Origin of the sequence: Streptomyces sp. NPDC017056 (assembly GCF_044332485.1) — a bacterium.
Lineage (GTDB): Bacteria > Actinomycetota > Actinomycetes > Streptomycetales > Streptomycetaceae > Streptomyces.
Genome location: NZ_JBIRPD010000001.1, coordinates 14126 through 40491, shown reverse-complemented (window position 1 = coordinate 40491; position 26366 = coordinate 14126). Strand labels below are relative to the sequence as shown.

General features: G+C 71.6%; 21 protein-coding genes. 19 read left to right on the top strand and 2 right to left on the bottom strand.

The genetic code is table 11. The annotated features are described in order from the left end of the window. Positions 1 to 175: 175 nt before the first annotated feature. Complete coding sequence (locus ACH4OW_RS00160; protein WP_360134667.1) at positions 176 to 733, bottom strand: carbonic anhydrase; 558 nt, start codon at positions 731 to 733, stop codon at positions 176 to 178. A gap of 492 nt (positions 734 to 1225) precedes the next feature. Here ACH4OW_RS00160 and rsmH point away from each other — a divergent pair, with 492 nt between their 5' ends. From rsmH to ACH4OW_RS00080, 16 genes are all read left to right on the top strand, one after another. After that, positions 1226 to 2185: a 16S rRNA (cytosine(1402)-N(4))-methyltransferase RsmH gene (gene rsmH / locus ACH4OW_RS00155; protein WP_360134664.1), complete on the top strand. Its 960-nt coding sequence runs from the start codon at positions 1226 to 1228 to the stop codon at positions 2183 to 2185. Then, positions 2182 to 2766, top strand: a complete 585-nt coding sequence (locus tag ACH4OW_RS00150; RefSeq protein WP_360134661.1) for a septum formation initiator family protein — start codon at positions 2182 to 2184, stop codon at positions 2764 to 2766. The genes rsmH and ACH4OW_RS00150 overlap by 4 nt, the downstream gene beginning before the upstream one ends. A 60-nt stretch (positions 2767 to 2826) precedes the next feature. Then, complete coding sequence (locus ACH4OW_RS00145; protein ID WP_398023736.1) at positions 2827 to 5064, top strand: peptidoglycan D,D-transpeptidase FtsI family protein; 2238 nt, start codon at positions 2827 to 2829, stop codon at positions 5062 to 5064. A gap of 18 nt (positions 5065 to 5082) precedes the next feature. Then, a complete protein-coding gene (locus ACH4OW_RS00140; RefSeq protein ID WP_360134655.1) occupies positions 5083 to 6786 on the top strand; it encodes a UDP-N-acetylmuramoyl-L-alanyl-D-glutamate--2,6-diaminopimelate ligase in 1704 nt (567 codons plus the stop codon). A gap of 62 nt (positions 6787 to 6848) precedes the next feature. Continuing rightward, on the top strand, positions 6849 to 8279 hold the full coding sequence (gene murF / locus ACH4OW_RS00135) for a UDP-N-acetylmuramoyl-tripeptide--D-alanyl-D-alanine ligase (RefSeq protein WP_398023733.1): 1431 nt from the start codon (positions 6849 to 6851) through the stop codon (positions 8277 to 8279). Then, positions 8279 to 9343: a phospho-N-acetylmuramoyl-pentapeptide-transferase gene (mraY, locus tag ACH4OW_RS00130; protein ID WP_360134688.1), complete on the top strand. Its 1065-nt coding sequence runs from the start codon at positions 8279 to 8281 to the stop codon at positions 9341 to 9343. The genes murF and mraY overlap by 1 nt, the downstream gene beginning before the upstream one ends. Then, a complete protein-coding gene (murD, locus tag ACH4OW_RS00125; protein ID WP_360134650.1) occupies positions 9340 to 10758 on the top strand; it encodes a UDP-N-acetylmuramoyl-L-alanine--D-glutamate ligase in 1419 nt (472 codons plus the stop codon). Before mraY ends, murD begins: the two co-directional genes overlap by 4 nt. Before the next feature lie 61 nt (positions 10759 to 10819). Continuing rightward, a complete protein-coding gene (gene ftsW, locus ACH4OW_RS00120) occupies positions 10820 to 12163 on the top strand; it encodes a putative lipid II flippase FtsW (protein ID WP_360134647.1) in 1344 nt (447 codons plus the stop codon). 6 nt (positions 12164 to 12169) lie between these two features. Beyond that, on the top strand, positions 12170 to 13255 hold the full coding sequence (gene murG / locus ACH4OW_RS00115; RefSeq protein WP_360134643.1) for an undecaprenyldiphospho-muramoylpentapeptide beta-N-acetylglucosaminyltransferase: 1086 nt from the start codon (positions 12170 to 12172) through the stop codon (positions 13253 to 13255). Positions 13256 to 13318: 63 nt separating this feature from the next. Further along, complete coding sequence (locus ACH4OW_RS00110; protein WP_398023729.1) at positions 13319 to 14203, top strand: cell division protein FtsQ/DivIB; 885 nt, start codon at positions 13319 to 13321, stop codon at positions 14201 to 14203. 276 nt (positions 14204 to 14479) lie between these two features. Then, positions 14480 to 15709: a cell division protein FtsZ gene (ftsZ, locus tag ACH4OW_RS00105; protein WP_360134637.1), complete on the top strand. Its 1230-nt coding sequence runs from the start codon at positions 14480 to 14482 to the stop codon at positions 15707 to 15709. Positions 15710 to 15722: 13 nt separating this feature from the next. Further along, positions 15723 to 16478, top strand: a complete 756-nt coding sequence (gene pgeF / locus ACH4OW_RS00100) for a peptidoglycan editing factor PgeF (RefSeq protein WP_398023727.1) — start codon at positions 15723 to 15725, stop codon at positions 16476 to 16478. Further along, a complete protein-coding gene (locus ACH4OW_RS00095) occupies positions 16475 to 17203 on the top strand; it encodes a YggS family pyridoxal phosphate-dependent enzyme (protein WP_398023725.1) in 729 nt (242 codons plus the stop codon). Before pgeF ends, ACH4OW_RS00095 begins: the two co-directional genes overlap by 4 nt. 124 nt (positions 17204 to 17327) lie before the next feature. Beyond that, on the top strand, positions 17328 to 17948 hold the full coding sequence (locus tag ACH4OW_RS00090; protein ID WP_398023723.1) for a cell division protein SepF: 621 nt from the start codon (positions 17328 to 17330) through the stop codon (positions 17946 to 17948). Between the two features lie 70 nt (positions 17949 to 18018). Then, positions 18019 to 18312 carry a YggT family protein gene (locus ACH4OW_RS00085; protein ID WP_003986336.1) on the top strand — a complete coding sequence of 98 codons (294 nt, stop codon included), beginning with the start codon at positions 18019 to 18021 and terminating at the stop codon, positions 18310 to 18312. A gap of 49 nt (positions 18313 to 18361) precedes the next feature. Further along, positions 18362 to 19471: a DivIVA domain-containing protein gene (locus ACH4OW_RS00080; RefSeq protein ID WP_360134626.1), complete on the top strand. Its 1110-nt coding sequence runs from the start codon at positions 18362 to 18364 to the stop codon at positions 19469 to 19471. A gap of 386 nt (positions 19472 to 19857) precedes the next feature. Here the strand turns inward: ACH4OW_RS00080 and ileS are convergent, their stop codons facing one another. Beyond that, on the bottom strand, positions 19858 to 22998 hold the full coding sequence (gene ileS, locus ACH4OW_RS00075; RefSeq protein WP_398023720.1) for an isoleucine--tRNA ligase: 3141 nt from the start codon (positions 22996 to 22998) through the stop codon (positions 19858 to 19860). A gap of 605 nt (positions 22999 to 23603) precedes the next feature. On the opposite strand from ileS, the gene ACH4OW_RS00070 reads away from it, so the two are divergent. The 3 genes from ACH4OW_RS00070 (at position 23604) to ACH4OW_RS00060 (ending at position 26230) form a co-directional block, all read left to right on the top strand. Then, a complete protein-coding gene (locus tag ACH4OW_RS00070; protein ID WP_360134620.1) occupies positions 23604 to 24437 on the top strand; it encodes a TraR/DksA C4-type zinc finger protein in 834 nt (277 codons plus the stop codon). 149 nt (positions 24438 to 24586) lie between these two features. Then, complete coding sequence (gene lspA / locus ACH4OW_RS00065; protein WP_398023717.1) at positions 24587 to 25219, top strand: signal peptidase II; 633 nt, start codon at positions 24587 to 24589, stop codon at positions 25217 to 25219. Positions 25220 to 25288: 69 nt separating this feature from the next. Further along, entirely contained in the window at positions 25289 to 26230 is a 942-nt protein-coding gene (locus ACH4OW_RS00060) for an RluA family pseudouridine synthase (RefSeq protein ID WP_398023715.1), read from the top strand. Positions 26231 to 26366 lie beyond the last annotated feature (136 nt).

Genomic DNA, 26366 nt, shown 5'->3' with positions numbered 1-26366 from the left:
GCCGGGGGGCCCGGCGGCCCCCCCGGGGGGGGGGGGGGGGGCCCCGCGCGGCGCGGGGGGGGGGGGGGGGGGCGGGCCCCGGCGGGGGGGGGGGGGGGGCCCCCCCCCCCCCGGCCACACGGCCGTGGTCCGCGGCGCAGGGGCCGCGGACCACTTTCGTCGTACGCACGTACGCCTACTGGGGGTCGATCTCCCGCAGCAGGCCCGTCGTCACGTCGAAGACGAATCCCCGCACGTCGTCCTTGTGCAGCAGGAACGGCGAGGTCCGCACGCGCTGCATGGACTGCCGGACGTCCTCGTCGAGGTCCTTGAACGCCTCGACCGCCCAGGTGGGGCGCTGGCCGACCTCGGCCGCCAGGTCGTGGCGGAAGTCCTCGGTGAGGCCCAGCAGACCGCAGCCCGTGTGGTGGATGAGCACGACCGAGCGGGTGCCCAGCGCCCGCTGGCTGATCGTCAGGGAGCGGATGATGTCGTCGGTGACGACCCCGCCCGCGTTGCGGATGGTGTGGCAGTCGCCGAGCTCCAGGCCCAGCGCGTCGTGCAGGTCCAGGCGGGCGTCCATGCACGCCACGACGGCGACCTTGAGGACGGGCCGGGCGTCCATGCCCGGATCGGTGAAGGCAGCGGCGTACTGCTTGTTGGCCTCGACGAGGCGGTCCGTGACCGTGCCGCCCGTGGGGGCCACGGCGCTGTCGGCGGACGGGGGCAGCGGCTGCGACGCAGGTATCGGCATAGCAACACGGTAAGGGGTCACCGACCGGTAAGGCTGCACGTGGGGACGGGCATAGGGGGCAGTACGGCCGCTTGTGAGGTTTTCCACACGCCCCCAGGCTGCCGCCGATCGGGTGAAAGTGCCCTTTTCGATCTCTTCGCGGGCCCTCGGACGGGCCGCCGCACGGCTCTCCGGAGCCTCTCGAAAATCGTTCGAAAACGCCCCGGAGGCCGGTGCGGGACGCGCGGAACCGGTTGATTGACCCCGCGCGGCAGTGGACTAAAGTGGCGCGAAGTGGGAGGCGTGACGCTCTCCTCGGATCCCGAATCTTTCGCGTGCGATCTGCACGTACGGCTCGGCCTCCTCCCGCTCCAACCGGTCCGCCGACGGCACTTCCCCGTCGTCGGAGGGCCACTTCCCCTTCAGAGCGGGCGGGGACCAAGCGGTACGTGCGGCATTCCCCCAGCCAGCGGCCGGGGGGACCCACCTGCCGCCCACCCCATCGGAAGGCGCATGAGCAGCAACGATCGCCACGTACCCGTCATGCTCCAGCGGTGTCTGGACATGCTCGCCCCCGCGCTCGCCGAACCCGGCGCGGTCGTCGTCGACTGCACGCTCGGCCTCGGAGGGCACAGCGAGGCGCTGCTCGCCACGTTCCCGGCAGCCCGCCTGATCGCCCTCGACCGCGACCCGGCGGCACTTAAGCTGGCGGGGGAGCGCCTGGCGCCCTTCGGGGACCGCGCCACGCTCGTGCACGCCGTCTACGACGAGCTGCCGCAGGTCCTGGACCGCCTCGGCGCCCCGCGCGTCCAGGGCGTCCTGTTCGACCTCGGCGTCTCCTCCATGCAGCTCGACGAGGCCGACCGCGGCTTCGCGTACGCCCAGGACGCGCCGCTCGACATGCGCATGGACCAGACGACCGGCATCAGCGCCGCCGAGGTCCTCAACACCTACCCGCCCGGCGAACTGGTCCGCATCCTGCGCGCCTACGGCGAGGAGAAGCAGGCCAAGCGGATCGTCGAGGCGGTCGTGCGGGAACGGGCCAAGGAGCCCTTCTCGAACAGCGCGCGTCTGGTGGAGCTGATCCGCGACGCGCTGCCGCAGGCCGCCAAGCGCACCGGCGGCAACCCCGCCAAGCGCACGTTCCAGGCGCTGCGCATCGAGGTCAACGCGGAACTGGCCGCCGTGGAGGGCGCCGTACCGGCCGCCGTGCGGGCCCTCGCGGTCGGCGGCCGGATCGCCGTGCTGTCGTACCAGTCCCTGGAGGACCGCATCGTCAAGCAGGTCTTCGCGGCCGGCGCCGCCAACACCGCGCCGCCCGGCCTGCCCGTCGTCCCCGAGCAGTACCAGCCGCGCCTCAAGCTGCTGACCCGCGGCGCCGAACTGCCGACAGAGGAGGAGGTCGCCGAGAACCGGCGCGCGGCCCCCGCCAGGCTGCGTGGCGCCGAGCGCATCCGCGAGGACATCGCGTGACCGGGCCGGGGCGGACGCGCGGGGGGCCCGGACGGCTCTCGGGCCTGTTCGCCCCCGGTACGGGCACGGCGGCGCGCACGCCGTTCGTCCTCCTCGTAGTGGTGCTGCTCGGCTCCGGCCTGATCACCCTGCTGCTGCTGAATTCCGCGCTCAACCAGGGTTCCTTCGAGCTGAGCAAGCTGGAGAAGCGGACCAACGACCTGACGGACGAGCAGCAGGCGCTCCAGCAGGAGGTGGACGCCTACTCGGCGCCGGGCGCGCTGGAGAAGCGCGCCCGCGAGCTGGGCATGGTCCCGGGCGGCAGCCCGGCGTTCCTGGAGCCGGACGGCACGGTGCGGGGCAAGCCGAGCACGGCAGGGAGCGGCGTGGGGCCGATGAGCGCCCCCGCCCCGCCGCCGGTCGCCGTGCCCGGGCCGGGCCCCGCCACCGGCCCGCGCCCGTCGGCGGGGCCCGCGCCGTCCGCAGGGCCCGCCGCCCCGGAGGCGCCGCTGCCCGACCACCCGATGCCCGCCAGGCCCGCGCTCGGGCGCCCCCTGCCCGGCGCCGCGGCCGGCCCCGCCCCGACGGCTCCCGGCAGGTGACCCCGTGACGTACGCGTACGCCGAGACCGCCCCCACGCCCGTACCGGAGGAGGACGCCGTATGACCGAACCCAAGGGTCCCCGCTCCGGTGGCTCCGGTTCCGGATCGGGTTCCGGATCGGGTGCCGGTTCCGGCGCGGGCTCCAAGGGACCGGGCGCGCCGGACCCCCGCCGTCGCGTACCCCGCCCCGCCCAGGCCCCCGGCCGCCCAGGCCAGAGCGGCAGCGGCCAGAAGTCCGCAGGCCAGAAGTCCACAGGTCAGAAGCCCGCAGGCCAGAGACCCGCAGCGGCAAAGTCCGCGGCCCAGCCGCCGTCCGGCCGGAAGGCGGCCGCCCCGAAGCCCGCGGGCCAGAGCCAGAACAAGGGCACCGGCCAGAACCGCACCCCCTCCCAGCGCCCCGCCGCCAAGCGCGCTCCCGCCGCCAAGCGCCCCCCGGCCGCCCGCGCGCCGCGCCCCCGCGCCGGCGTCATCCGCCTCGGCAGCCCGCGCCCCCGGCTGCGCCTGGTCTCCCTCGGCCTGACGCTGATCCTGCTGGTCTTCGTCGTCCGGCTCTTCCAGGTGCAGGCCGTCGACGCGGGCGCGTACGCCGCCAAGGCCAACGTCAACCGCTACGTCCCGGTCAAGCTGACCGCCGAGCGCGGCGCGATCACCGACCGGGACGGCGTGGACCTGGCCACCACCGTGGACGCGTACGACATCACCGCCGACCCCAGCCTGCTGGCGCCCGACAAGATCAAGATTCCGGACGCCCCGCAGCAGGCCGCCGCGCTGCTCGCGCCGGTCCTCGGCGAGGACCGGGCGGCGCTGGCCAAGAAGCTCGCCGCGCCCGGTTCGCGCTACGTGCGGCTGTCCCGGCAGCAGACCCCGCAGGTCTGGAAGCAGATCAAGGACCTGCGCGCGTCCCTGGACGCCAAGGCGGCCAAGCTGCCCAAGAAGCAGCGCCGCCCCAACGTCCTGGTCGGGATCTTCGCGGACAAGCACAGCAAGCGCGTCTACCCGAACAAGGACCTCGCCTCCGGGGTCCTCGGCTTCGTCAACAGCGAGGGCCGGGGCGGCGGCGGCCTGGAGGCGCGGCTCGACAAGCAGCTGGCGGGCAAGGACGGCAAGCTCGTCTACGCCCAGTCCGGCGGCCGGCGCGTGCCCACGGCGGACACCCAGGAGCACCCCGCCGTCCCCGGCACCGACGTGGAACTGACCCTGGACCGCGACATCCAGTGGATGGCCCAGCAGGCCATCACCAAGCAGGTCGCCGAGTCCCGGGCCGACCGGGGCTACGTCGTCGTACAGGACACCACGACCGGCGAGATCCTGGCCCTGGCCAACGCCCCCGGCTTCGACCCCAACGACATCTCGAAGGCCGACCCCGACGCGCTCGGCAACGCCGCCCTCACCGACGCCTTCGAACCGGGCTCCACCAGCAAGCTGATGTCGATGGCCGCCGTCCTGGAGGAGGGCGCCGCGACCCCCGCCACCCGCGTCACCGTCCCGAACCGGCTGCACCGCGGCGACCGGCTGTTCTCGGACGACATCGACCACCCGACCTGGCACCTGACCCTCAACGGCGTCCTGGCCAAGTCCAGCAACATCGGCACCATCCTGGCCACCGAACAGCTCGGCGAGACCCGCCAGGAAGCCAACCGGGTGCTCCACTCCTACCTGAGCAAGTTCGGGATCGGTAAGCCGACCGGGCTCGGCTTCCCCGGCGAGACACCGGGGCTGCTGGCCGCGCCCCAGAAGTGGAGCACCTCGCAGCAGTACACGATCCCCTTCGGGCAGGGCCTGTCGCTCAACGCCGTCCAGGCCGCCTCGGTCTACTCGACCATCGCCAACGGCGGCGAGCGCATCGCCCCCACGCTCATAAGGGGCACCACGGGCCCGGACGGCCGGTACCGGCCCGCGCCGCGCCCCGAGAAGAACCGGGTCGTCAGCGGGAAGACCGCCAAGACGCTGGCCGCCATGCTCGAATCGGTGGTCGACGACAAGGAGGGCACCGGCGCCAAGGCGAAGATCGACGGCTACCGGGTCGGCGGCAAGACCGGCACGTCCAACCGGGTGGACCCGAAAACCGGCCGGTACCACGGTTACACCGCCTCCTTCGCCGGGTTCGCGCCCGCCGACCAGCCCCGTATCACCGTCTACTGCGCCGTCCAGAACCCGACCAAGGGAAGTTACTTCGGCGGCCAGGTGTGCGGCCCGATCTACAAGCAGGTCATGGAGTTCGCGCTCAAGACGCTCCAGGTCCCGCCGAGCGGCGCCCAGCCCCCGCGCCTGCCCGTCACCTTCAAGCCAGGCGAATGAAAACGAGGCAGCACCGCCGTGACGACCATCACTCCCGACCCGGGGAACCGCTCCGGTGCGTGGCACTCACTTCGCCCCGAGGCCGCCGGGCCCGGTACGCTCACCGCCGTGTCACACGCTGATCAGTCCCAAAACGCCCAGAAGGACGCCCCCGGACCCTTTCCGGGAGCGCCCCGCCCAGAGCGGGTACGCGCCACCCCCCTCGCGGACCTCGCCGAGCAGTTGGGCACCTCGGTACCGGCCGCGGCGGACGTCGCCGTCACCGGCATCACCCACGACTCCAGGGCCGTGCGCCCCGGTGACGTCTACGCCGCGCTGCCCGGTGCCCGGTTCCACGGCGCCGACTTCGCCAACCAGGCCGCCGACCTCGGCGCCGCCGCGGTGCTGACCGACCCGGCCGGCCGCGAGCGCGCCGCCGCGACGGGCCTGCCCGTCCTGGTCGTGGACGAGCCGCGGGCCCGGATGGGCGCGCTCGCCGTCTCGATCTACGGGGACCCGGGCAAGGACCTCCTCCAGATCGGCATCACCGGCACCTCGGGCAAGACCACCACCGCGTACCTGATCGACGGCGGCCTGCGCGCCGCGGCGCACAAGTCCGGCGGCGGGCTGACCGGCCTGATCGGCACGGTCGAGTCGCGCATCGGCGACGAGCGCCTGAAGTCGGAGCGGACCACCCCCGAGGCCACCGACCTCCAGGCGCTGTTCGCCGCCATGCGCGAGCGCGACGTCCGCTCGGTGACGATGGAGGTCTCCAGCCACGCGCTGGTCCTCGGCCGCGTCGACGGCTGCGTCTTCGACGTCGCGATCTTCAACAACCTCAGCCCGGAGCACATGGAGTTCCACTCCGGGATGGAGGACTACTTCCAGGCCAAGGCGCAGCTGTTCACCAAGGCGCGCAGCAAGGCCGGCGTGGTCAACGTCGACGACGAGTACGGCAAGCGGCTGGCCGCCGGCGAGTCCGAGGTGCCGGTCACCACGTTCTCCGCCGAGGGCCACCCGGACGCCGACTGGCGCGCCGCCGACGTCGAGGTCGGCGCGCTCGGCTCGACCTTCACGGTGCTGGGCCCCGACGGCGTGTCCGTACGCGCCGCGTCCCCCCTGCCCGGCCCCTTCAACGTCGCCAACGCGCTGGCCGCCATCACGGCGCTGGTCGTGGCCGGCGTGGACCCGCAGACCGCCGCCGACGGCGTCGCCGCCGTGCCCGGCGTCCCCGGCCGCCTGGAGCGGATCGACGCGGGCCAGGACTACCTGGCGGTCGTCGACTACGCCCACAAGACCGACGCCGTCGAATCGGTCCTGCGCGCCCTGCGCAAGGTCACCGAGGGCCGTATCCACGCGGTGCTGGGCTGCGGCGGCGACCGCGACCCGCACAAGCGCAAGCCGATGGGCGCCGCCGTCGCGCGCCTCGCCGACACCGCCGTACTGACTTCCGACAACCCCCGCGGCGAGGACCCCCTCGCCATTCTGGCCACCATGCTCGCGGGCGCCGCCGAGGTGCCCGTCCACGAGCGCGGCACCGTGCTGGTCGAGGAGGAGCGGGCCGCCGCCATCGCGGCCGCCGTCGCCCGTGCCGAGCCCGGCGACACCGTGATCGTCGCGGGCAAGGGCCACGAGCAGGGCCAGGACATCGCCGGGGTGGTCCGCTCCTTCGACGACCGCCAGGTGCTGCGCCGGGCCATCGAGGCTTCGTTGACCCCGCCGCAGCCGAACCACCAGGGATGACACACCGCCATGCGCGCAAAACCCTTCGAACGGCATTTCCTGCCCACCACCGGGGGTGAGAAGTGATCTCCCTGTCCCTCGCCGAGATCGCGGACATCGTCGGCGGGCAGCAGCACGACATACCGGACCCGCAGGCCCGGGTCACCGGTCCCGTCGTGTTCGACTCCCGTGAGGTACGCCCCGGCAGTCTCTTCGCGGCCTTCGCCGGCGAACGCGTGGACGGCCACGACTATGCGGAGCGCGCCGTCGGTGCGGGCGCCGCGGTGGTCCTCGCCGCCCGTCCCGTCGGCGTGCCCGCGATCGTCGTGGACGACGTGGTCGCCGCCCTCGGCGCGCTGGCCCGCGCCGTCGTCGGCCGCCTGGGCACCAGCGTCGTCGGGCTCACCGGCTCGGCCGGCAAGACCAGCACCAAGGACCTGATCGGCCAGCTGCTGTCGCGCAGCGGGCCGACCGTGTGCCCGGTGGGCAACCTCAACAACGAGATCGGGCTGCCGGTGACCGCGCTGCGCGCGGACGCCGACACCAAGTACCTCGTCCTGGAGATGGGCGCCCGCGGCATCGGCCACATCCGCTACCTGGCGGAGCTGACCCCGCCGCGGATCGGGCTGGTGCTCAACGTCGGCTCCGCGCACATCGGCGAGTTCGGCGGCCGCGAGCAGATCGCGCAGGCCAAGGGCGAGCTGGTCGAGATGCTGCCGCCGGCGGACGAGGGCGGCATCGCCGTGCTCAACGCCGACGACCCGTACGTACGTGCCATGGCCTCCCGAACGAAGGCCCGCACGGTCTTCTTCGGCGAGTCCGCCGAGGCCGACGTACGTGCCGAGAATGTCCGGCTTACGGCGCTCGGGCAGCCGTCCTTCACGCTTCACACACCCTCCGGGTGCAGCGACGTGACCATGCGGCTGTACGGTGAGCACCACGTGTCGAACGCGCTTGCCGCGGCCGCCGTCGCCCATGAGTTGGGCATGCCCGTGGACGAGATCGCCGCCGCGCTCTCCGAAGCCGGCACGCTCTCCCGCTGGCGGATGGAGGTCACCGAGCGCGCGGACGGTGTGACGGTCGTCAACGACGCCTACAACGCGAACCCGGAATCCACGCGGGCGGCGCTCCGCGCGCTCGTGGCGATGGGCGAAGCCTCCAAGGCAACGGGAGGCCGTACGTGGGCGGTGCTCGGTGAGATGGCCGAGCTCGGCGGGGAGTCACTCGCCGAACACGACGCGGTCGGGCGCCTGGTCGTCCGGCTCAACGTCAGCAAGCTCGTGGCGGTCGGCGGCAGGGAAGCGGCCTGGCTCGACATGGGCGCCAAGAACGAGGGTTCGTGGGGTGAGGAGTCGGTGCACGTGTCCGACACGCAGGCGGCGATCGACCTGTTGCGCAGCGAGCTGCGGCCGGGTGACGTCGTGCTGGTGAAGGCGTCCAGGTCGGTCGGTCTGGAACGAGTCGCCGCGGCATTGCTGGACGACGCTGTCGAGGGCGGGGCCGCCACCCGATGATGAAGCAGATCCTCTTCTCCGGAATGATCGGGCTCTTCCTGACCCTGATCGGCACCCCGCTGCTGATCAAGCTGCTGGCCAAGAAGGGCTACGGGCAGTTCATCCGCGACGACGGCCCGCGCGACCACCACAGCAAGCGCGGTACGCCCACCATGGGTGGCATCGCCTTCATCCTGGCCACGCTCATCGCTTACGCGCTGACCAAGGTCATCACCGGCAGCGACCCCACCTTCTCCGGTGTGCTGGTGCTGTTCCTGATGGCCGGCATGGGCCTGGTGGGCTTCCTCGACGACTACATCAAGATCGTCAAGCAGCGTTCGCTGGGCCTGCGGGCCAAGGCGAAGATGGCCGGCCAGCTGATCGTCGGCATCGCCTTCGCGGTGCTCTCGCTGCAGTTCGCCGACATGCGCGGCCAGACCCCGGCCTCCGACCGGCTGTCCTTCACCCAGGACTTCGGCTGGCAGATCGGCCCGGTGCTCTTCGTCATCTGGGCGCTGTTCATGATCCTGGCGATGTCCAACGGCGTGAACCTCACCGACGGCCTCGACGGCCTGGCCACCGGCGCCTCGGTGATGGTCTTCGGCGCGTACACCTTCATCGGCATCTGGCAGTACCAGGAGTCCTGCGCCAACCCGCTCAGCGCTGGACCGGCCTGTTACGAGGTCCGCGACCCGCTGGACCTGGCGGTCGTCGCCTCCGCCCTGATGGGCGCCTGCTTCGGCTTCCTGTGGTGGAACACCTCGCCCGCCAAGATCTTCATGGGCGACACCGGCTCGCTGGCCCTGGGCGGCGCGCTGGCCGGCCTGGCCATCTGCTCCCGCACGGAGCTGCTGATGGCCGTGCTCGGCGGCCTCTTCGTCCTGATCACCATGTCCGTGGTCATCCAGGTCGGCTCCTTCCGCCTCACCGGCAAGCGCGTCTTCCGGATGGCGCCGCTACAGCACCACTTCGAACTCAAGGGGTGGTCCGAGGTCCTTGTCGTGGTCCGGTTCTGGATCATCCAGGGCATGTGCGTGATCGTCGGCCTGGGCCTCTTCTACGGCGGCTGGCAGGCCGCCAAGTGACCGGCCCCGACCTCGCCGGACAGCACGTGACCGTGGCCGGTCTCGGCGTGAGCGGCGTACCCGCCGCCCGCGCCCTGGCCGGCCTCGGCGCCGTCGTCACCGTCGTCAACGGCAGCGACGGCGAACGCGAGCGCGCCCAGGCCGCCCCCCTGGAGGAGCTGGGCATCACCGTCCGCCTCGGCGACGGCGACACCCTCCCCGAGGGCACGGATCTGGTCGTCACCACCCCCGGCTGGAAGCCCACCAGCCCGCTCTTCCAGGCCGCCGAGGCGGCCGGCGTCCCCGTGTGGGGCGACGTGGAGCTGGCCTGGCGCATGCGGGGCCCGGACGCGCCGCCCTGGCTCGCGGTCACCGGCACCAACGGCAAGACCACGACCGTACGGATGCTGGCCGCCATCCTGGAGGCCGAGGGGCTGCGCACCGCCGCCGTCGGCAACATCGGCGTCCCGCTCGTGGACGTGGTGCTCTCCGACGAGCCGTACGACGTGCTCGCCGTCGAGCTCTCCAGCTACCAGCTGCACTGGGCGCCCTCCGTACGCGCCCACTCCGCCACGGTCCTCAACCTGGCCCCCGACCACCTCGACTGGCACGGCTCCATGGAGGCGTACGCCGCCGACAAGGGCCGGATCTACGAGGGCAACACCGTGGCCTGCGTCTACAACGCCGCCGACCGGGTGACCGAGGACCTGGTGCGCGAGGCCGACGTCGAGGAGGGCTGCCGCGCCATCGGCTTCACCCTCGGCACCCCGGGACCCTCGCAGCTGGGCGTCGTCGAGGGCATCCTCGTCGACCGCGCCTTCGTCGAGAACCGGCAGCAGCAGGCGCAGGAACTCGCCGAGATCTCGGACGTGACGCCCGCGGCGCCGCACAACATCGCCAACGCGCTCGCCGCGGCGGCCCTGGCCCGCGCCTTCGGCGTGCGCCCGCAGTCCGTACGCGACGGCCTGCGCGCCTTCCACCCGGACGCGCACCGCATCGAGCACGTGGCGGACGTCGGCGGCATCGCGTACGTCGACGACTCCAAGGCCACCAACACCCACGCGACCGAGGCGTCGTTGGCGGCGTACGAGCACATCGTCTGGATCGCCGGCGGCCTGGCCAAGGGCGCCACCTTCGACGAACTCGTACAGAAGTCGGCGGCGCGGCTGCGCGGCGCGGTCCTCATCGGCGCCGACCGGGCGCTCATTCGGGAGGCCCTGGCGCGACACGCCCCGGATGTCCCGGTGGTCGACCTCGACCGGACCGACACTGAGGCGATGTCCGAAGCCGTACGGGAAGCGACGCGCCTGGCCCGGCCGGGCGATACGGTCCTGCTGGCCCCGGCCTGCGCCTCGATGGACATGTACCTGAACTACAACAAGCGGGGCGAAGCCTTCGCCGACGCGGTCCGCACGCTGGCCGCCCGGGAACAGTAGTCCGTACGTCCCCGCCGCCGTCGAGGACGCACGGCGCAGCGCACCCGTGGAGGGGACGAGGATGACGGCCCGATCGGCGAAGGCGGCGCCGCCGCGCCCGGCACGGCGCACCGGTCCCGGCACGCGCCCGCCGCGCGGCGGCGGCCCCACCCGCAGCCCGCGGGGCCTGTACACGCAGCTCAGGCGGGCCTGGGACCGGCCGCTGACCGCCTACTACCTGGTGGTCGGCGGCAGCCTGCTGATCACGGTGCTCGGCCTGGTGATGGTCTACTCGGCCTCCCAGATCAAGGCGCTTCAGCTGGGCCTGGCGCCGACGTACTTCTTCCGCAAGCAGCTGCTCGCGGCCGTGCTCGGCGGCGTCCTGATGCTGGTGGCGGCCCGGATGACGGTCAAGGTGCACCGCACGCTGGCCTACCCGCTGCTCGCCGTCTCGATCTTCCTGATGACCCTGGTGCAGATCCCCGGGATAGGGGTCGCGGTCAACGGCAACCAGAACTGGATCAACCTGGGCGGCCCCTTCCAGATGCAGCCCAGCGAGTTCGGCAAGCTGGCGCTGGTGCTGTGGGGCGCCGACCTGCTGGCGCGCAAACAGGACAAGAAGCTGCTGGCCCAGTGGAAGCACCTGCTGGTGCCGCTGATCCCGGTGGCCTTCCTGCTGCTCGGCCTGATCATGCTCGGCGGCGACATGGGCACCGCGATCATCCTCACCGCGATCCTCTTCGGCCTGCTGTGGCTGGCCGGCGCGCCCACCCGGCTCTTCGTGGGCGTACTTGGCGCGGCCACCGTCATAGGAGCGCTGCTCATCAAGACCAGCGCCAACCGGATGGCCAGGCTCGCCTGCATCGGCGCGACCGACCCGGGGCCCCAGGACCAGTGCTGGCAGGCCGTGCACGGGATCTACGCGCTGGCGTCGGGCGGATTCTTCGGTTCGGGACTCGGCGCCAGTATGGAAAAATGGGGCGAACTCCCTGAACCGCACACCGACTTCATCTTCGCCATCACCGGGGAGGAACTGGGGCTTGCGGGGACGCTGTCGGTGCTCGCGCTCTTCGCGGCTCTAGGCTATGCGGGTATCCGCGTGGCCGGACGCACGGAGGACCCCTTCGTGAGGTACGCAGCGGGAGGCGTGACCACCTGGATCACGGCCCAGGCCGTGATCAACATCGGTGCGGTGCTCGGTCTGTTGCCGATCGCCGGGGTCCCGCTGCCGCTGTTCTCCTTCGGGGGCTCCGCCCTGCTGCCGACGATGTTCGCCATCGGCCTGCTGATCGCCTTCGCGCGGGACGAGCCCGCCGCGCGGGCGGCACTGGCCATGCGGCAGCCTGTTTTCGGCAGGAAACTGGCTGGGGTGAGACGGAAGACGATGAGACGGCGCGTCAAGAAGCGACCGTCCGGAGAGCGGTGAATTTCGGTGCATGTCGTACTCGCCGGTGGGGGGACCGCCGGCCACATCGAGCCCGCGCTCGCCCTCGCGGACGCCCTGCGCAGGCAGGACCCGACCGTGGGGATCACGGCACTCGGCACGGAGAAGGGGCTGGAGACCCGGCTCGTGCCGGAGCGTGGCTACGAGCTGGGGCTGATTCCGGCCGTACCGCTGCCGCGCAAGCCCACGCCCGAACTGATCACCGTCCCCGGGCGGCTGCGCGGCACGATCAAGGCCGCCGAGCAGATCCTGGAGCGCACGAAGGCGGACTGCGTGGTCGGCTTCGGCGGCTATGTCGCGCTGCCCGGCTACCTGGCCGCCAAGCGGCGCGGGGTGCCGATCATCGTGCACGAGGCCAACGCCCGCCCCGGCCTGGCCAACAAGATCGGCTCGCGGTACGCCAAGTACGTGGCGGTCAGCACGCCGGACAGCAAGCTGCGGGACGCCCGCTATGTCGGCATCCCGCTGCGCCGCTCCATCGCGACCCTCGACCGGGCGGCGGTCCGCCCCGAGGCGCGGGCCGCGTTCGGGCTGGACCCCAACCTGCCGACGCTGCTGGTCTCCGGCGGCTCGCAGGGTGCCCGGCGGCTCAACGAGGTCATCCAGGCCGCCGTGCCGGTGCTCCAGCGCTCCGGCATCCAGGTGCTGCACGCGGTCGGCCCGAAGAACGAAATGCCGCACGTGGACAACATGCCCGGGATGCCCCCGTACATCCCGGTACCGTACGTGGACCGGATGGACCTCGCGTACGCCGCGGCCGACATGATGCTCTGCCGCGCGGGCGCGATGACCGTCGCCGAGCTGTCCGCCGTCGGGCTGCCGGCCGCGTACGTACCGCTGCCCATCGGCAACGGCGAACAGCGGCTGAACGCCCAGCCGGTGGTCAACGCCGGCGGCGGCCTGCTGGTCGACGACGCGCAGCTGACGCCGGAGTGGGTGCAGAACTCGGTGCTCCCGGTGCTCGCCGACCCGCACCGGCTGTACGAGATGTCCCGCGCGGCGTCCGAGTTCGGCCGCAGGGACGCGGACGAGCTGCTGGTCGGCATGGTGTACGAGGCGATCGCGGGTCGCTGACGGAGGGTGAGGCCGTGCCGCCCCGGGGAACTTCCCGGGGCGGCGGCCGGAAAGAGAGGGAGCGTGGCCGGACCGACGACCGCCCGGCGCGGCGAGAAGAAGCCCTCGCGCTCCGGCCCGCCCTCTTCCGGCCGGACCGGCAAGGCGGGAAAGGCAGGAAAGACGGGCGGAAACGGCAAGTCCGGTAAGCCGAAGGGGCCGGCCGGCCCCGGCGGACTGTCCGCGCTGCGGGACCGGTTCACGATGCCGCCCCGCCGCACTCTGATCATCGCACTGGTCGGCGCCGTACTGCTGGCCGGTTTCGGCGCCTGGGCCCTGTACGGCTCCACCTGGCTGCGCACGGAACACGTCAAGGCGCGTGGCACCGCCTTCCTGACGGCGGATGAGGTCGTCAAGGCGGCCGAGGTGCCGATGGACACGCCCCTCGTCTCCGTGGACAAGGCCGCGATCGCCGCCCGGGTGCGCGCGAAACTCCCGCGCGTCAAGACGGTTGACGTCGTACGGTCCTGGCCGCACACGGTCAGCTTGAAAGTGACCGAAAGGCAGCCGGTACTCGTTATTCAAACGGGCGGAAAGTTCGTCGAAGTGGACGCGGAAGGGACGCGTTTCGCCACCGTCGCCGCCGCCCCGAAGGGCGTACCGCTGCTGGAAATGGCCGTACGGGACAGCCCGAGCCTGCGGCGGTTCGGCGCCGACCGGCTCCGGAGCGCGGCCGGCGCCGTCGTCACCGCCCTCCCCAAGGCGGTCCACCAGGACGTCCGCGCCGTCGAGGTGCGCTCATACGACGCCATCACACTGAAACTGACGGGTGGTCGCACGGTCGCGTGGGGGAGCGGCGAACGCAGTACGGCGAAGGCCAAGGTGCTCACCGCCGCGCTGAAAGCGGCGCGTGACGCGCGCCACTTCGACGTGAGTGTTCCCACCGCACCCGCGGTGTCCGGGAGTTGACGTACGTACCCGCAGGCCAGCACCCTGGATGGCTACCACTATGGGTGATCACATAGGGTGAAAAGAAAAACGGGAGGTTCGGCGTGTTCGTTGAACGTGCGCCACTTGTCGACTTAGTGTCTCGTTCCAAAGAGTCCCAGGAACACAGGCACTGGTAACCCTAAACTTCAGCGTTAGGGTTCGGGTCGGCAATACGGACCGTCCCATCGGCATCAGTCGGCGACCGCACCCCACGGTGCGGCGGCGACACGTAACTCGAGGCGAGAGGCCTTCGACGTGGCAGCACCGCAGAACTACCTCGCAGTCATCAAGGTCGTCGGCATCGGCGGCGGTGGCGTGAACGCCATCAACCGGATGATCGAGGTCGGGCTCAAGGGCGTCGAGTTCATCGCGATCAACACCGATGCACAGGCCCTGCTGATGAGCGACGCCGACGTCAAGCTCGACGTCGGCCGGGAACTCACCCGTGGCCTGGGCGCAGGCGCCAACCCCGATGTCGGCCGCAAGGCGGCCGAGGACCACCGCGAGGAGATCGAGGAGGTCCTCAAGGGGGCCGACATGGTCTTCGTGACCGCGGGCGAGGGCGGCGGCACCGGCACCGGCGGCGCACCCGTCGTCGCCAACATCGCCCGCTCGCTGGGCGCCCTGACGATCGGTGTGGTCACCCGCCCGTTCACCTTCGAGGGCCGCCGCCGCGCCAACCAGGCCGAGGACGGCATCGCCGGCCTGCGCGACGAGGTCGACACCCTCATCGTGATCCCCAATGACCGACTGCTGTCCATCTCGGACCGCCAGGTGAGCGTGCTCGACGCGTTCAAGTCCGCGGACCAGGTACTGCTGTCGGGTGTCCAGGGCATCACCGACCTGATCACCACCCCGGGCCTGATCAACCTCGACTTCGCCGACGTCAAGTCCGTGATGTCGGAGGCCGGCTCGGCCCTCATGGGCATCGGCTCGGCGCGCGGCGACGACCGCGCGGTGGCCGCGGCCGAGATGGCGATCTCCTCGCCGCTCCTGGAGGCGTCCATCGACGGCGCCCGCGGTGTGCTGCTCTCCATCTCCGGCGGCTCCGACCTCGGTCTCTTCGAGATCAACGAGGCCGCGCAGCTGGTCAGCGAGGCGGCCCACCCCGAGGCGAACATCATCTTCGGCGCGGTCATCGACGACGCGCTCGGCGACGAGGTCCGGGTGACCGTCATCGCCGCGGGCTTCGACGGCGGCCAGCCGCCGGCCCGTCAGCAGACCGTGCTCGGCAGCCAGAACAACGGCAAGCGCGAGGAGCCGGCGCCGGCCCCCAGCCGCCCGGCACCGCAGGCCGAGTCCCGGCCGTCGTCCTTCGGCAGCCTGGGCTCGGTACCGGTACGGGACGAGGAGCCGGCCCCCGCCGACCCGTCCCCGCTCGGCGAGGTGCCGCCGCCCCCGGCCACGTCGCCGCAGGTTCCGCCGGCCCGTCCGTACTCGGACACCGCGGCCGAGGAACTGGACGTCCCCGACTTCCTGAAGTGACCGAAGTCCCGACGTGATAGGGCAACAGCACCCGGTGCTGACGAACGACACGAGCGGCGCGCACTTCGCCTTCACCGACAGGTGGGGCGGGGTGAGCGCCGCTCCGTATGCCGAGCTCAACCTCGGCGGCGCGGTCGGCGACGACCCCCAGGCCGTGCGCACCAACCGCGAACTGGCGGCCAAGGAACTCGGCCTGGACCCGGCCTCCGTCGTCTGGATGAACCAGGTGCACGGCCGGGACGTGGCCGTGGTCGACGGGCCGTGGCGCGACGACGCCGGGATCCCCTGCGTGGACGCGGTGGTGACGGCCCGCCGGGGCACCGTCCTCGCCGTGCTGACCGCCGACTGCACCCCCGTGCTGCTCGCCGACCCGGTCGCCGGGATCGCGGGGGCCGCGCACGCGGGGCGCCCCGGGCTGGTGGCCGGGGTGGTCCCGGCGACCGTCGAGGCGATGACCGCGCTCGGCGCCGACCCGGCGCGCATCGTCGCCCGTACGGGACCCGCGGTCTGCGGACGCTGCTACGAGGTGCCCGAGGCCATGCGGGCCGAGGTCGCCGCGGTGGTGCCCGAGGCGTGGGCCACCACGGACCGGGGCACGCCCGCGGTCGACATGGCCGCCGGGGTCAGGGCCCAACTCGCGGCGTACGGCGTCCAGGTGCGTGAACATTCACACATCTGCACGCTGGAGTCGGCGGACCACTTCTCCTACCGGCGCGACCGCATCACCGGGCGGCTCGCGAGCTACGTATGGCTGGATGCTGAGCTGTGACGGATCGTAGGACCGAACTGGCCGACAACCTGGCGCGGGTGGAGGAACGAATCTCCACGGCCTGCGCCAAGGCCGGTCGCAAGCGCGAAGAAGTGACCCTCATCGTGGTCACGAAGACCTACCCGGCGAGCGACGTCCGGCTGCTCGCGGAGCTGGGCGTCCGCCATGTGGCGGAGAACCGTGACCAGGACGCGGCGCCGAAAGCCGCCCAGTGCTCGGATCTGCCCCTTATCTGGCACTTCGTCGGTCAGTTGCAGACCAACAAGGTGCGATCTGTGGTCAATTACGCCGATGTCGTGCAGTCGGTCGACCGGCCCAAGCTGGTCACCGCGCTCTCGAAGGAAGCGGTACGGGCCGGCCGCGAGCTGGGCTGCCTCGTCCAGGTGGCGCTCGACGCCGAGCCGGGCGACGGGCGGGAGACCGGCGACCGCGGCGGGGTGACCCCGGCCGGGGTGGCGGCCCTCGCCGACACGATCGCGAACGCCGAAGGGCTGCGCCTGGACGGCCTCATGACGGTCGCTCCGCTGGTCGGCCCGTATGCCGGACGCCAACGTGCGGCTTTCGAGCGTTTGATGGAAATCTCATCCGGCCTGCGCGCGAACCATCCTGCTGCGAACATGGTGTCAGCAGGGATGAGCGCGGACCTCGATGAAGCCGTGGCTGCCGGGGCGACACATGTGCGCGTCGGCACTGCGGTACTCGGAGTCCGACCACAGCTCGGGTAACGTCGCCAAGCAAGTCGGACCACAGCACAAAATATGGTCATTGCCCCCAAAAGGTGGGCAGACCGCGTGGATCCAAGGCGCCCGGCGACGGAGCCGATCCACCACAGAGCGGAGGACGCAGAGAATGGCCGGCGCGATGCGCAAGATGGCGGTCTACCTCGGCCTCGTGGAGGACGATGGGTACGACGGCCGGGGATTCGACCCCGACGACGAGTTCGAGCCCGAGCTTGACCCGGAGCCCGAACGGGGGCGGCGACAGCAGACCCAAGTACCCACCGAGCCGCACCCGGAGCGGGACGAACCCGTCCGAGCCGCCCAGCCTCCCGCGCAGCGTGAGCCCGCATCGCCGGCCGCCGAAAGCGGACGACCCGCCCGAATCGCCCCCGTGGCGTCCATCACACCCGACCGCCCGAATCTGGAGAAGAACGCACCGGTGATCATGCCCAAGGTTGTGTCCGAGCGGGAGCCCTACCGCATCACCACGCTGCACCCCCGGACCTACAACGAAGCCCGTACCATCGGGGAACACTTCCGTGAGGGCACTCCGGTGATCATGAACCTCACGGAGATGGACGACACGGATGCGAAGCGACTTGTCGACTTTGCGGCCGGTCTCGTCTTCGGCCTGCACGGCAGCATCGAGCGGGTGACGCAGAAGGTGTTCCTGTTGTCGCCTGCTAACGTCGATGTCACGGCGGAGGACAAGGCCCGCATCGCAGAGGGCGGGTTCTTCAACCAGAGCTGAGACGCAATACCGGGCACATCAGGCCGAAAGGCCCAACACGACAGCATGGCAAGGGGAGAGGACAGCGCGGATGAGTATCGCTGGTCAGGTGATCTACATCGCGTTGTACTGCTTCCTGATCGTGTTGATCTTCCGACTGGTGATGGACTACGTCTTCCAGTTCGCCCGTTCATGGCAACCCGGCAAGCCAATGGTGGTCGTTCTGGAGGCCACCTACACTGTCACTGATCCGCCACTCAAGCTCTTGCGGCGGTTCATTCCGCCGCTGCGTCTCGGGGGCGTGGCGCTCGACCTGTCCTTCTTCGTATTGATGATCATCGTGTACATCCTGATCACCGTCGTGAGGTCGGTGTTGTTGGTGTGAACGATACGGTCTTGCCGATTGCCGACGACTACGTTGAGGTGAAGTAGAGATGCCGTTGACCCCCGAGGACGTGCGGAACAAGCAGTTCACGACCGTCCGCCTCCGAGAAGGCTATGACGAGGACGAGGTCGATGCCTTCCTCGACGAGGTCGAAGCCGAACTGACCCGTCTGCTGCGGGAGAACGAGGACCTGCGCGCCAAGCTGGCCGCCGCGACGCGTGCCGCCGCGCAGAACCAGCAGCAGGGCCTGCGCAAGCAGCAGGAACAGCAGGACCAGGGGCAGCAGCACCAGCAGGGACGGCCGGGGGCCCCGGTGCCCGCCGCCATATCCGGACCGCAGCCGGTGCCGCCGCAGCAGCAACAGCAGCTGGGCGGCCCGCCGCAGCTGCCAGGTGGTGCCCCGCAGCTGCCGGCCGGCCCCGGTGGGCACGGTCCCCAGGGCCCGCACGGCCCCGGCCCGATGGGCCCCGGCGGTCCGCTGGGCGGCCCGATGGGCGGTCCCGGTGGCCACGGCGGCCCGCAGCTGCCGCAGCCGGGCCAGGGCCCGGGCGGTGACAGCGCCGCCCGCGTCCTCTCGCTCGCACAGCAGACCGCCGACCAGGCGATCGCGGAGGCCCGTTCCGAGGCCAACAAGATCGTGGGCGAGGCGCGCTCGCGCGCGGAGGGTCTGGAGCGGGACGCCCGTGCGAAGGCGGACGCGCTGGAGCGGGACGCGCAGGAGAAGCACCGCGTCGCGATGGGCTCGCTGGAGTCGGCCCGCGCCACGCTGGAGCGCAAGGTCGAAGACCTGCGCGGCTTCGAGCGCGAGTACCGTACGCGGCTCAAGTCCTACCTGGAGAGCCAGCTGCGCCAGCTGGAGAACCAGGCCGACGACTCGCTGGCGCCGCCGCGGACGCCGGCGACCGCCTCGCTGCCGCCGTCGCCTTCGATGGCCTCGGCAGGCGCCGGGTCCATGGGTGGCAACCACACCATGGGTGGCGGGCAGTCGATGGGCGGCCATGGTGGTGGCTCCGGCAGTGCGCCGTCGTACGGCGGGCAGCAGCAGATGTCGCCGGCGATGACGCAGCCGATGGCTCCGGTGCGGCCGCAGGGACAGCAGCCGATGCAGCAGGCGCCGTCGCCTATGCGTGGGTTTCTGATCGACGAGGACGACAACTGAGCGGAGCCGCGCTGCGCGCGTAGTCGTTGCGCGTAGTGCGTAGTCGGCAATCAGGGCTGGGCCCCCGGGGATCTCCTCGGGGGCCCAGCTCTTTGCGTTTGGCTTGTGGGGGTGCGCGTCCTGCGCGGTCTGCCCGGTGGTGGGGGGGGCTCGGGGCCCCGCAGGGGTCACTCCTCAGCACCGTGCACGGCGTCCAGGGGCGAGCAGTGAACGCAGGGCACCCGGCTGCCTGCGGGGAGACCCCTACGTGGCCCCGAGCCCCGGCCGTATTGCGGCTTTCCGAGCGGTTTTGGTGCGTGTGCCTAGAAACGCCCAGACCGCGGGTCTGTACGAGAACGGCCCCCGACGCGTCCTGCGTCGGGGGCCGTTGGTTACGGGCTGAGGGCTTACGCCTCCGTCTTCCGCAGGCGGAACGTCAGGGCCAGGCTCTCGTCCTCGAAGGCCGGGCCGTACGTGTCGTCGGCCTCGCCCTGGGCGAAGTCGGTGGCCAGGACCTCTTCCGAGATGAGGGACTGGTGGTCGGTCAGGGCCGTGCGGACCTCTTCGTCGGTGGTCTGCCAGCGCAGGGTGATCCGGTCGGCCACGTCCAGGCCGCTGTTCTTGCGGGCCTCCTGGATGAGGCGGATCGCGTCGCGGGCCAGGCCGGCGCGGCGCAGGTCCGGGGTGATCTCCAGGTCGAGGGCCACGGTGGCGCCCGCGTCGGAGGCCACCGACCAGCCTTCGCGCGGGGTCTCGGTGATGATGACCTCGTCGGGGGAGAGGGGGACCGTTTCGTCGTTGACCGTGATGGTCGCCGTGCCCTCGCGCAGGGCGAGGGAGAGGGCGGCCGCGTCGGTTTCGGCGATGGCCTTGGCCACCGCTTGGACGCCCTTGCCGAAGCGCTTGCCCAGGGCGCGGAAGTTGGCCTTCGCGGTCGTGTCGACCAGGCTGCCGCCCACCTCGGAGAGGGAGGCGAGGGTGGAGACGTTCAGTTCCTCGGTGATCTGCGTGCGCAGTTCCGGGGAGAGGGCTTCGAAGCCGGCTGCCGCGACCAGGGCGCGGGAGAGGGGCTGGCGGGTCTTGACGCCGGACTCGGCGCGGGTGGCGCGGCCCAGTTCGACCAGGCGGCGGACCAGGAGCATGTGCTTCGACAGCTCCGGGTCGATCGCCGACTGGTCCGCCTCGGGCCAGGTGCTCAGGTGGACCGAGTCGGGGGCGTCGGGGGTGACCGGGACGACCAGGTCCTGCCACACGCGTTCGGTGATGAACGGGGTGATGGGGGCCATCAGGCGGGTGACCGTTTCGATGACCTCGTGGAGGGTGCGCAGGGCCGCCTTGTCGCCCTGCCAGAAGCGGCGGCGGGAGCGGCGTACGTACCAGTTGGAGAGGTCGTCGACGAAGGAGGAGAGGAGCTTGCCGGCGCGCTGGGTGTCGTAGGTTTCGAGGGCGTCGGTGACGCCCTGGGTCAGCGCGTTCAGCTCGCTGAGCAGCCAGCGGTCCAGGAGGGGGCGGTCGGCCGGGGCGGGGTCGGACGCGCTCGGGGCCCAGTTGGAGGTGCGGGCGTACAGGGCCTGGAAGGCGACCGTGTTCCAGTAGGTGAGCAGGGTCTTGCGGACCACCTCTTGGATGGTGCCGTGGCCGACGCGGCGGGCTGCCCAGGGGGAGCCGCCGGCCGCCATGAACCAGCGGACGGCGTCGGCGCCGTGCTGGTCCATCAGCGGGATCGGGTCCAGGGTGTTGCCCAGGTGCTTGGACATCTTGCGGCCGTCCTCGGCGAGGATGTGGCCCAGGCAGACGACGTTCTCGTAGGACGACTTGTCGAAGACCAGGGTGCCGACGGCCATGAGGGTGTAGAACCAGCCGCGGGTCTGGTCGATCGCCTCGGAGATGAACTGTGCGGGGTAGCGCTTCTCGAACAGTTCCTTGTTCTTGTAGGGGTATCCCCACTGGGCGAAGGGCATGGAGCCCGAGTCGTACCAGGCGTCGATGACCTCGGGGACGCGCGTCGCGGTGCCCTGGCAGGTGGGGCAGGGGAAGGTGACGGCGTCGATGTAGGGGCGGTGCGGGTCCAGGGCCGACTGGTCGGTGCCGGTGAGGTCGGTCAGTTCGGCGAGGGAGCCCACGCAGGTCAGGTGGTCCTCGGCGCAGCGCCAGATGGGGAGGGGGGTGCCCCAGTAGCGGTTGCGGGACAGGGCCCAGTCGATGTTGTTGTTCAGCCAGTCGCCGAAGCGGCCGTGCTTGACCGACTCGGGGAACCAGTTGGTGTGCTCGTTCTCGCGCAGCAGGGCGTCCTTGACCGCGGTGGTGCGGATGTACCAGGACGGCTGGGCGTAGTAGAGGAGCGCGGTGTGGCAGCGCCAGCAGTGCGGGTAGCTGTGCTCGTAGGCGAGGTGGCGGAAGAGCAGGCCGCGGGCGTCGAGGTCGGCGACGAGGGCTTCGTCGGCCTTCTTGAAGAACTGGCCGCCGACGAGGGCGAGGTCCTCCTCGAAGGTGCCGTCGGGGCGCACCGGGTTGACGACCGGCAGGCCGTAGCCGCGGCAGGTCTTGAGGTCGTCCTCACCGAAGGCCGGGGCCTGGTGGACCAGGCCCGTGCCGTCTTCGGTGGTGACGTAGTCGGCGTTGACGACGAAGTTGGCGTCTTCCAGCTCGACGAGGTCGAAGGGGCGGCGGTAGGCCCAGCGTTCCATGTCGCGGCCGGTGAAGGTCTGCCCGGTCGTGGTCCAGCCTTCGCCGAGGGCCTTTTCGAGGAGGGGCTCGGCGACGACGAGCTTCTCCTGGCCGTCGGTGGCGACCACGTAGGTGACGTCGGGGTGGGCGGCGACCGCCGTGTTGGAGACCAGGGTCCAGGGGGTGGTCGTCCAGATGAGGAGGGCCGCCTCGCCGGCCAGCGGGCCCGAGGTGAGGGGCAGGCGCACGAAGACCGAGGGGTCGACGACGGTTTCGTAGCCCTGGGCTAGCTCGTGGTCGGACAGGCCGGTGCCGCAGCGGGGGCACCAGGGGGCGACGCGGTGGTCCTGTGCCAGCAGGCCCTTGTCGAAGATCTGCTTGAGGGACCACCAGACCGACTGGATGTAGTCGGGGTCCATGGTGCGGTACGGGTCGTCCAGGTCCGTCCAGTAGCCCATCCGGGTGGTCAGCTCGGAGAAGGCGTCGGTGTGGCGGGTCACCGACTCGCGGCACTTGGCGTTGAACTCGGCGATGCCGTACGCCTCGATGTCCTTCTTGCCGTTGAAGCCCAGTTCCTTCTCGACGGCCAGTTCGACCGGCAGGCCGTGGCAGTCCCAGCCGGCCTTGCGGCCGACGTGGTAGCCGCGCATGGTGCGGAAGCGGGGGAAGACGTCCTTGAAGACGCGGGCCTCGATGTGGTGGGCGCCGGGCATGCCGTTGGCGGTCGGCGGGCCCTCGTAGAAGACCCATTCGGGGCGTCCCTCGGACTGCTGGAGGGTACGGGCGAAGACCTTCTGCTCGCGCCAGAAATCGAGCACCGCGTGCTCAAGGGCGGGCAGGTCTACCTGGGCGGGTACCTGGCGGTACTGAGGCTGTGACATCGGGGCGTTCCTCCGGCGGACACCTGCTGCGTTCTCCGTCCGGAGGGACGAGAGCCTGGGCTCCCGCGGTACCACCCTCCTTGGCGGTGAGCGCTCCACCGCCCCCTCATTGGGGTCGCGAGGCCGGTTCTACTTGCCGCGGGGCTGCGTGCGGCTTTCTTCCGGCGGCTCCGGGCTGATCTTCACATCGCGCTCGCCTCCGGGCTCGCACCGTCCCCGGATCGCTCATGGCTGCGTACGACGCTACTCGTCCCATCCGCGCCTTTCGCTGCGCCCAGTGTACGGGGCACCGACGGTGTCGGCCGACCGGTTTTGCGGGCTCCGCCGACTGAGGTACCGGCCGCCGAGGGCGTGACCCGAATGGCGATACGCAGGGCGCGGGAGTCGGCGGCTGCCCGGCGGGCGGGCGGCGGAGGACCGCCGGGCGGCCCGTGGGCTGGCGGATTACCGGGCGGGCAGGGGGGCACAACGGATGCAGACCGGGCTCCCGCGTGGGGGGACCGGGCAGGAAAGGGCGGTGCGTCCCGTTGCCGCGTGCCTTGAGGCGATTTATCGTTCCGGTCACGATTCGCGAACATGATCACTTACGTGAAGGGGTCGCGGCCATGGTGGCGAAGAAGACCGCCGCGAAGAAGAGCACGGCGGACGCCGGAAAGGCCGCGGCCAAGAAGCCAGGGCCCGCGGCGAAGAAGCGGGTGTCCGCCGCCACGGCGATGAGTGCGGAGGCCGTGCCGGACACTCCCGCGGAGGAGCCGGCGCACCCGCCCGCGGCCAAGAAGACGGCGAAGAAGACACCGGGGAAGAAGGCCGCGGCGAAGAAGGCGTCGGAGGAGGCCGGGGAGGCCCCTCCGGACGGCGGGCCCGCGCCCCGCAAGGCCGCCCCCAGGAAGGCGGCCAAGAAGACCGCACCAGCCGAGAAGGCGGTGCCCGCGAAGAAGACGGGAGCCAAGACGGTGGTGGAGAAGAAGACTCCGGGCGGGGCACCGACCGCCGAGGCGGAACAGGACGGCAGGGCGGGCGCGGTGCCCAAGGCGCGCGCCGCGGCCCCCGGCGAGCTGGCCGTACGGCCGGGCGAGGACCCCTGGACGCCGGCCGAGGTCGCCGAGGCCCGCACCGAACTGCTCGACGAGGTGGAGCGGCTGCGCGCGGAGATCACCGCGTCCGAGGACGCGCTCGCCGGGCTGATGCGGGACACCGGCGAGGGCACCGGCGACGAGGCCGACACCGGCAGCAAGAACATCACCCGCGAGCACGAGATGGCATTGGCCTCCAACGCGCGCGAGATGCTGCTCCAGACCGAACGCGCGCTGGAGCGGCTGGACGCGGGCACGTACGGCCTGTGCGAGAACTGCGGCAAGCCGATCGGCAAGGCCCGGATGCAGGCGTTTCCCCGGGCGACGCTGTGTGTGGAGTGCAAGCAGAGGCAGGAGCGCCGATAGGGGTCCTGGTCCCGGTGGGTGGGCCGCGGGGGAATCACCTGTAAGCCGCCGCACCCGTACCGGCGGTGTCCGCACGCCTGTGCCGTACCCTCGTGCTCAGCCGGGGGCGGCCCTGGCGCGCAGGATTCGACGGGCTGAGGGGCTCACACGTGGCAGAGGCGGAGCGCATCACCGGTACGCCGGAGACGGGGCCGGAGTCCCGGCCGGAAGCGGCGGCACCGGTGCCCGAGGGGAACGCGGCGGAACCGGCGCGACCGGACGGGGCCGGCGCGGCGGCGGGCGGCGCCGCCCGCAAGGGCAAGCGGCGGATCGGCACCCTGTTCCTGGTCGCGGCCTTCGTCTACCTCCTCGACCTCGGCAGCAAGGCGCTGGTGGTCGCGAAGCTGGAGCACCACGCCCCCGTCGAGGTCGTCGGGTCGCTGCTGCGCCTGGAGGTGATCCGCAACCGCGGTGCCGCCTTCAGCATCGGCGAGGCGCTGACGATCTTCCTCACCATCATCGCGACCATCGTGATCGTGGTGATCATCCGGATCGCCCGCAAGCTGTACAGCCTGCCGTGGGGCATCGCGCTCGGCCTGCTGCTGGGCGGCGCCTTCGGCAATCTCACCGACCGGATCTTCCGTACGCCGGGCGTCTTCGAGGGCGCGGTGGTGGACTTCATCGCGCCCGCCCACTTCGCGGTCTTCAACCTCGCGGACTCGGCGATCGTCTGCGGCGGCATCCTGATCGTGTACCTGTCCTTCAAGGGCCTGGACCCCGACGGGACGATCCACAAGGACTGAGGGCCCGCGCCGGGGCCCGGGGGACCGGGGCCGGCGGGAGTGTCACAGCGGACTGCCATACTCGGTGATGTGAGCACGATTCCCGAGATCCGCACCCTGCCCGTACCGGACGGCCTGGAGGGCGAGCGCGTCGACGCCGCGCTGGCCCGCATGTTCGGCTTTTCCCGTACGAAGGCCGCCGAGCTGGCGGCCGGCGGGAAGGTCCGGGTGGACGGCGCCGAAGTCATGAAGTCCGAGCGGGTGCACGGCGGCGCCTGGCTGGAAGTGGAGATGCCGCAGGCCGCGCCGCCGGTCGAGATCGTCGCCGAGCCCGTCGAGGGCATGGAGATCGTCCATGACGACGACGACATCGTGGTGATCGTCAAGCCGGTCGGCGTCGCCGCCCACCCCAGCCCCGGCTGGACCGGCACGACCGTCATCGGCGGGCTGGCCGCCGCGGGCTTCCGCATCTCGACCTCCGGCGCCGCCGAGCGCCAGGGCATCGTGCACCGCCTCGACGTCGGCACCTCGGGGCTGATGGTGGTGGCGAAGTCCGAGCGCGCGTACACCCTGCTCAAGCAGCAGTTCCGCGAGCGTACGGTCGACAAGCGCTACCACGCCCTGGTGCAGGGCCACCCGGACCCGATGAGCGGCACGATCGACGCCCCCATCGGCCGCCACCCGCAGCACGACTACAAGTGGGCGGTGACGGCCGAGGGCAAGCCGTCGGTCACCCACTACGACCTGATCGAGGCGTTCCGGGCGGCCAGCCTGCTGGACATCAAGCTGGAGACCGGGCGGACGCACCAGATCCGCGTCCACATGTCCGCGCACCGCCACCCGTGCGTCGGCGACCTGACCTACGGCGCCGACCCGACGCTCGCCAAGCGGCTGCGGCTCACCCGGCAGTGGCTGCACGCGATGCGCCTCGGCTTCGAGCACCCGTCCGACGGGCGCTGGGTGGAGTTCGAGAGCGCGTATCCGGAGGACCTCCAGCGTGCCCTGGACACGGTGCGGGCGGAGAGCGCCTGAGCCGGGCGCCCCGGTCCGGGTGACCGGACGCCCTGACGGGTAGGCCGGACGGCCGAGCGGCCGCACCGCTCGTCCGAGCGGTTTTTGTGCGTGTCATGGCAGGCTTGGGGCGGAACGTGATCGATTTCGACCCCGG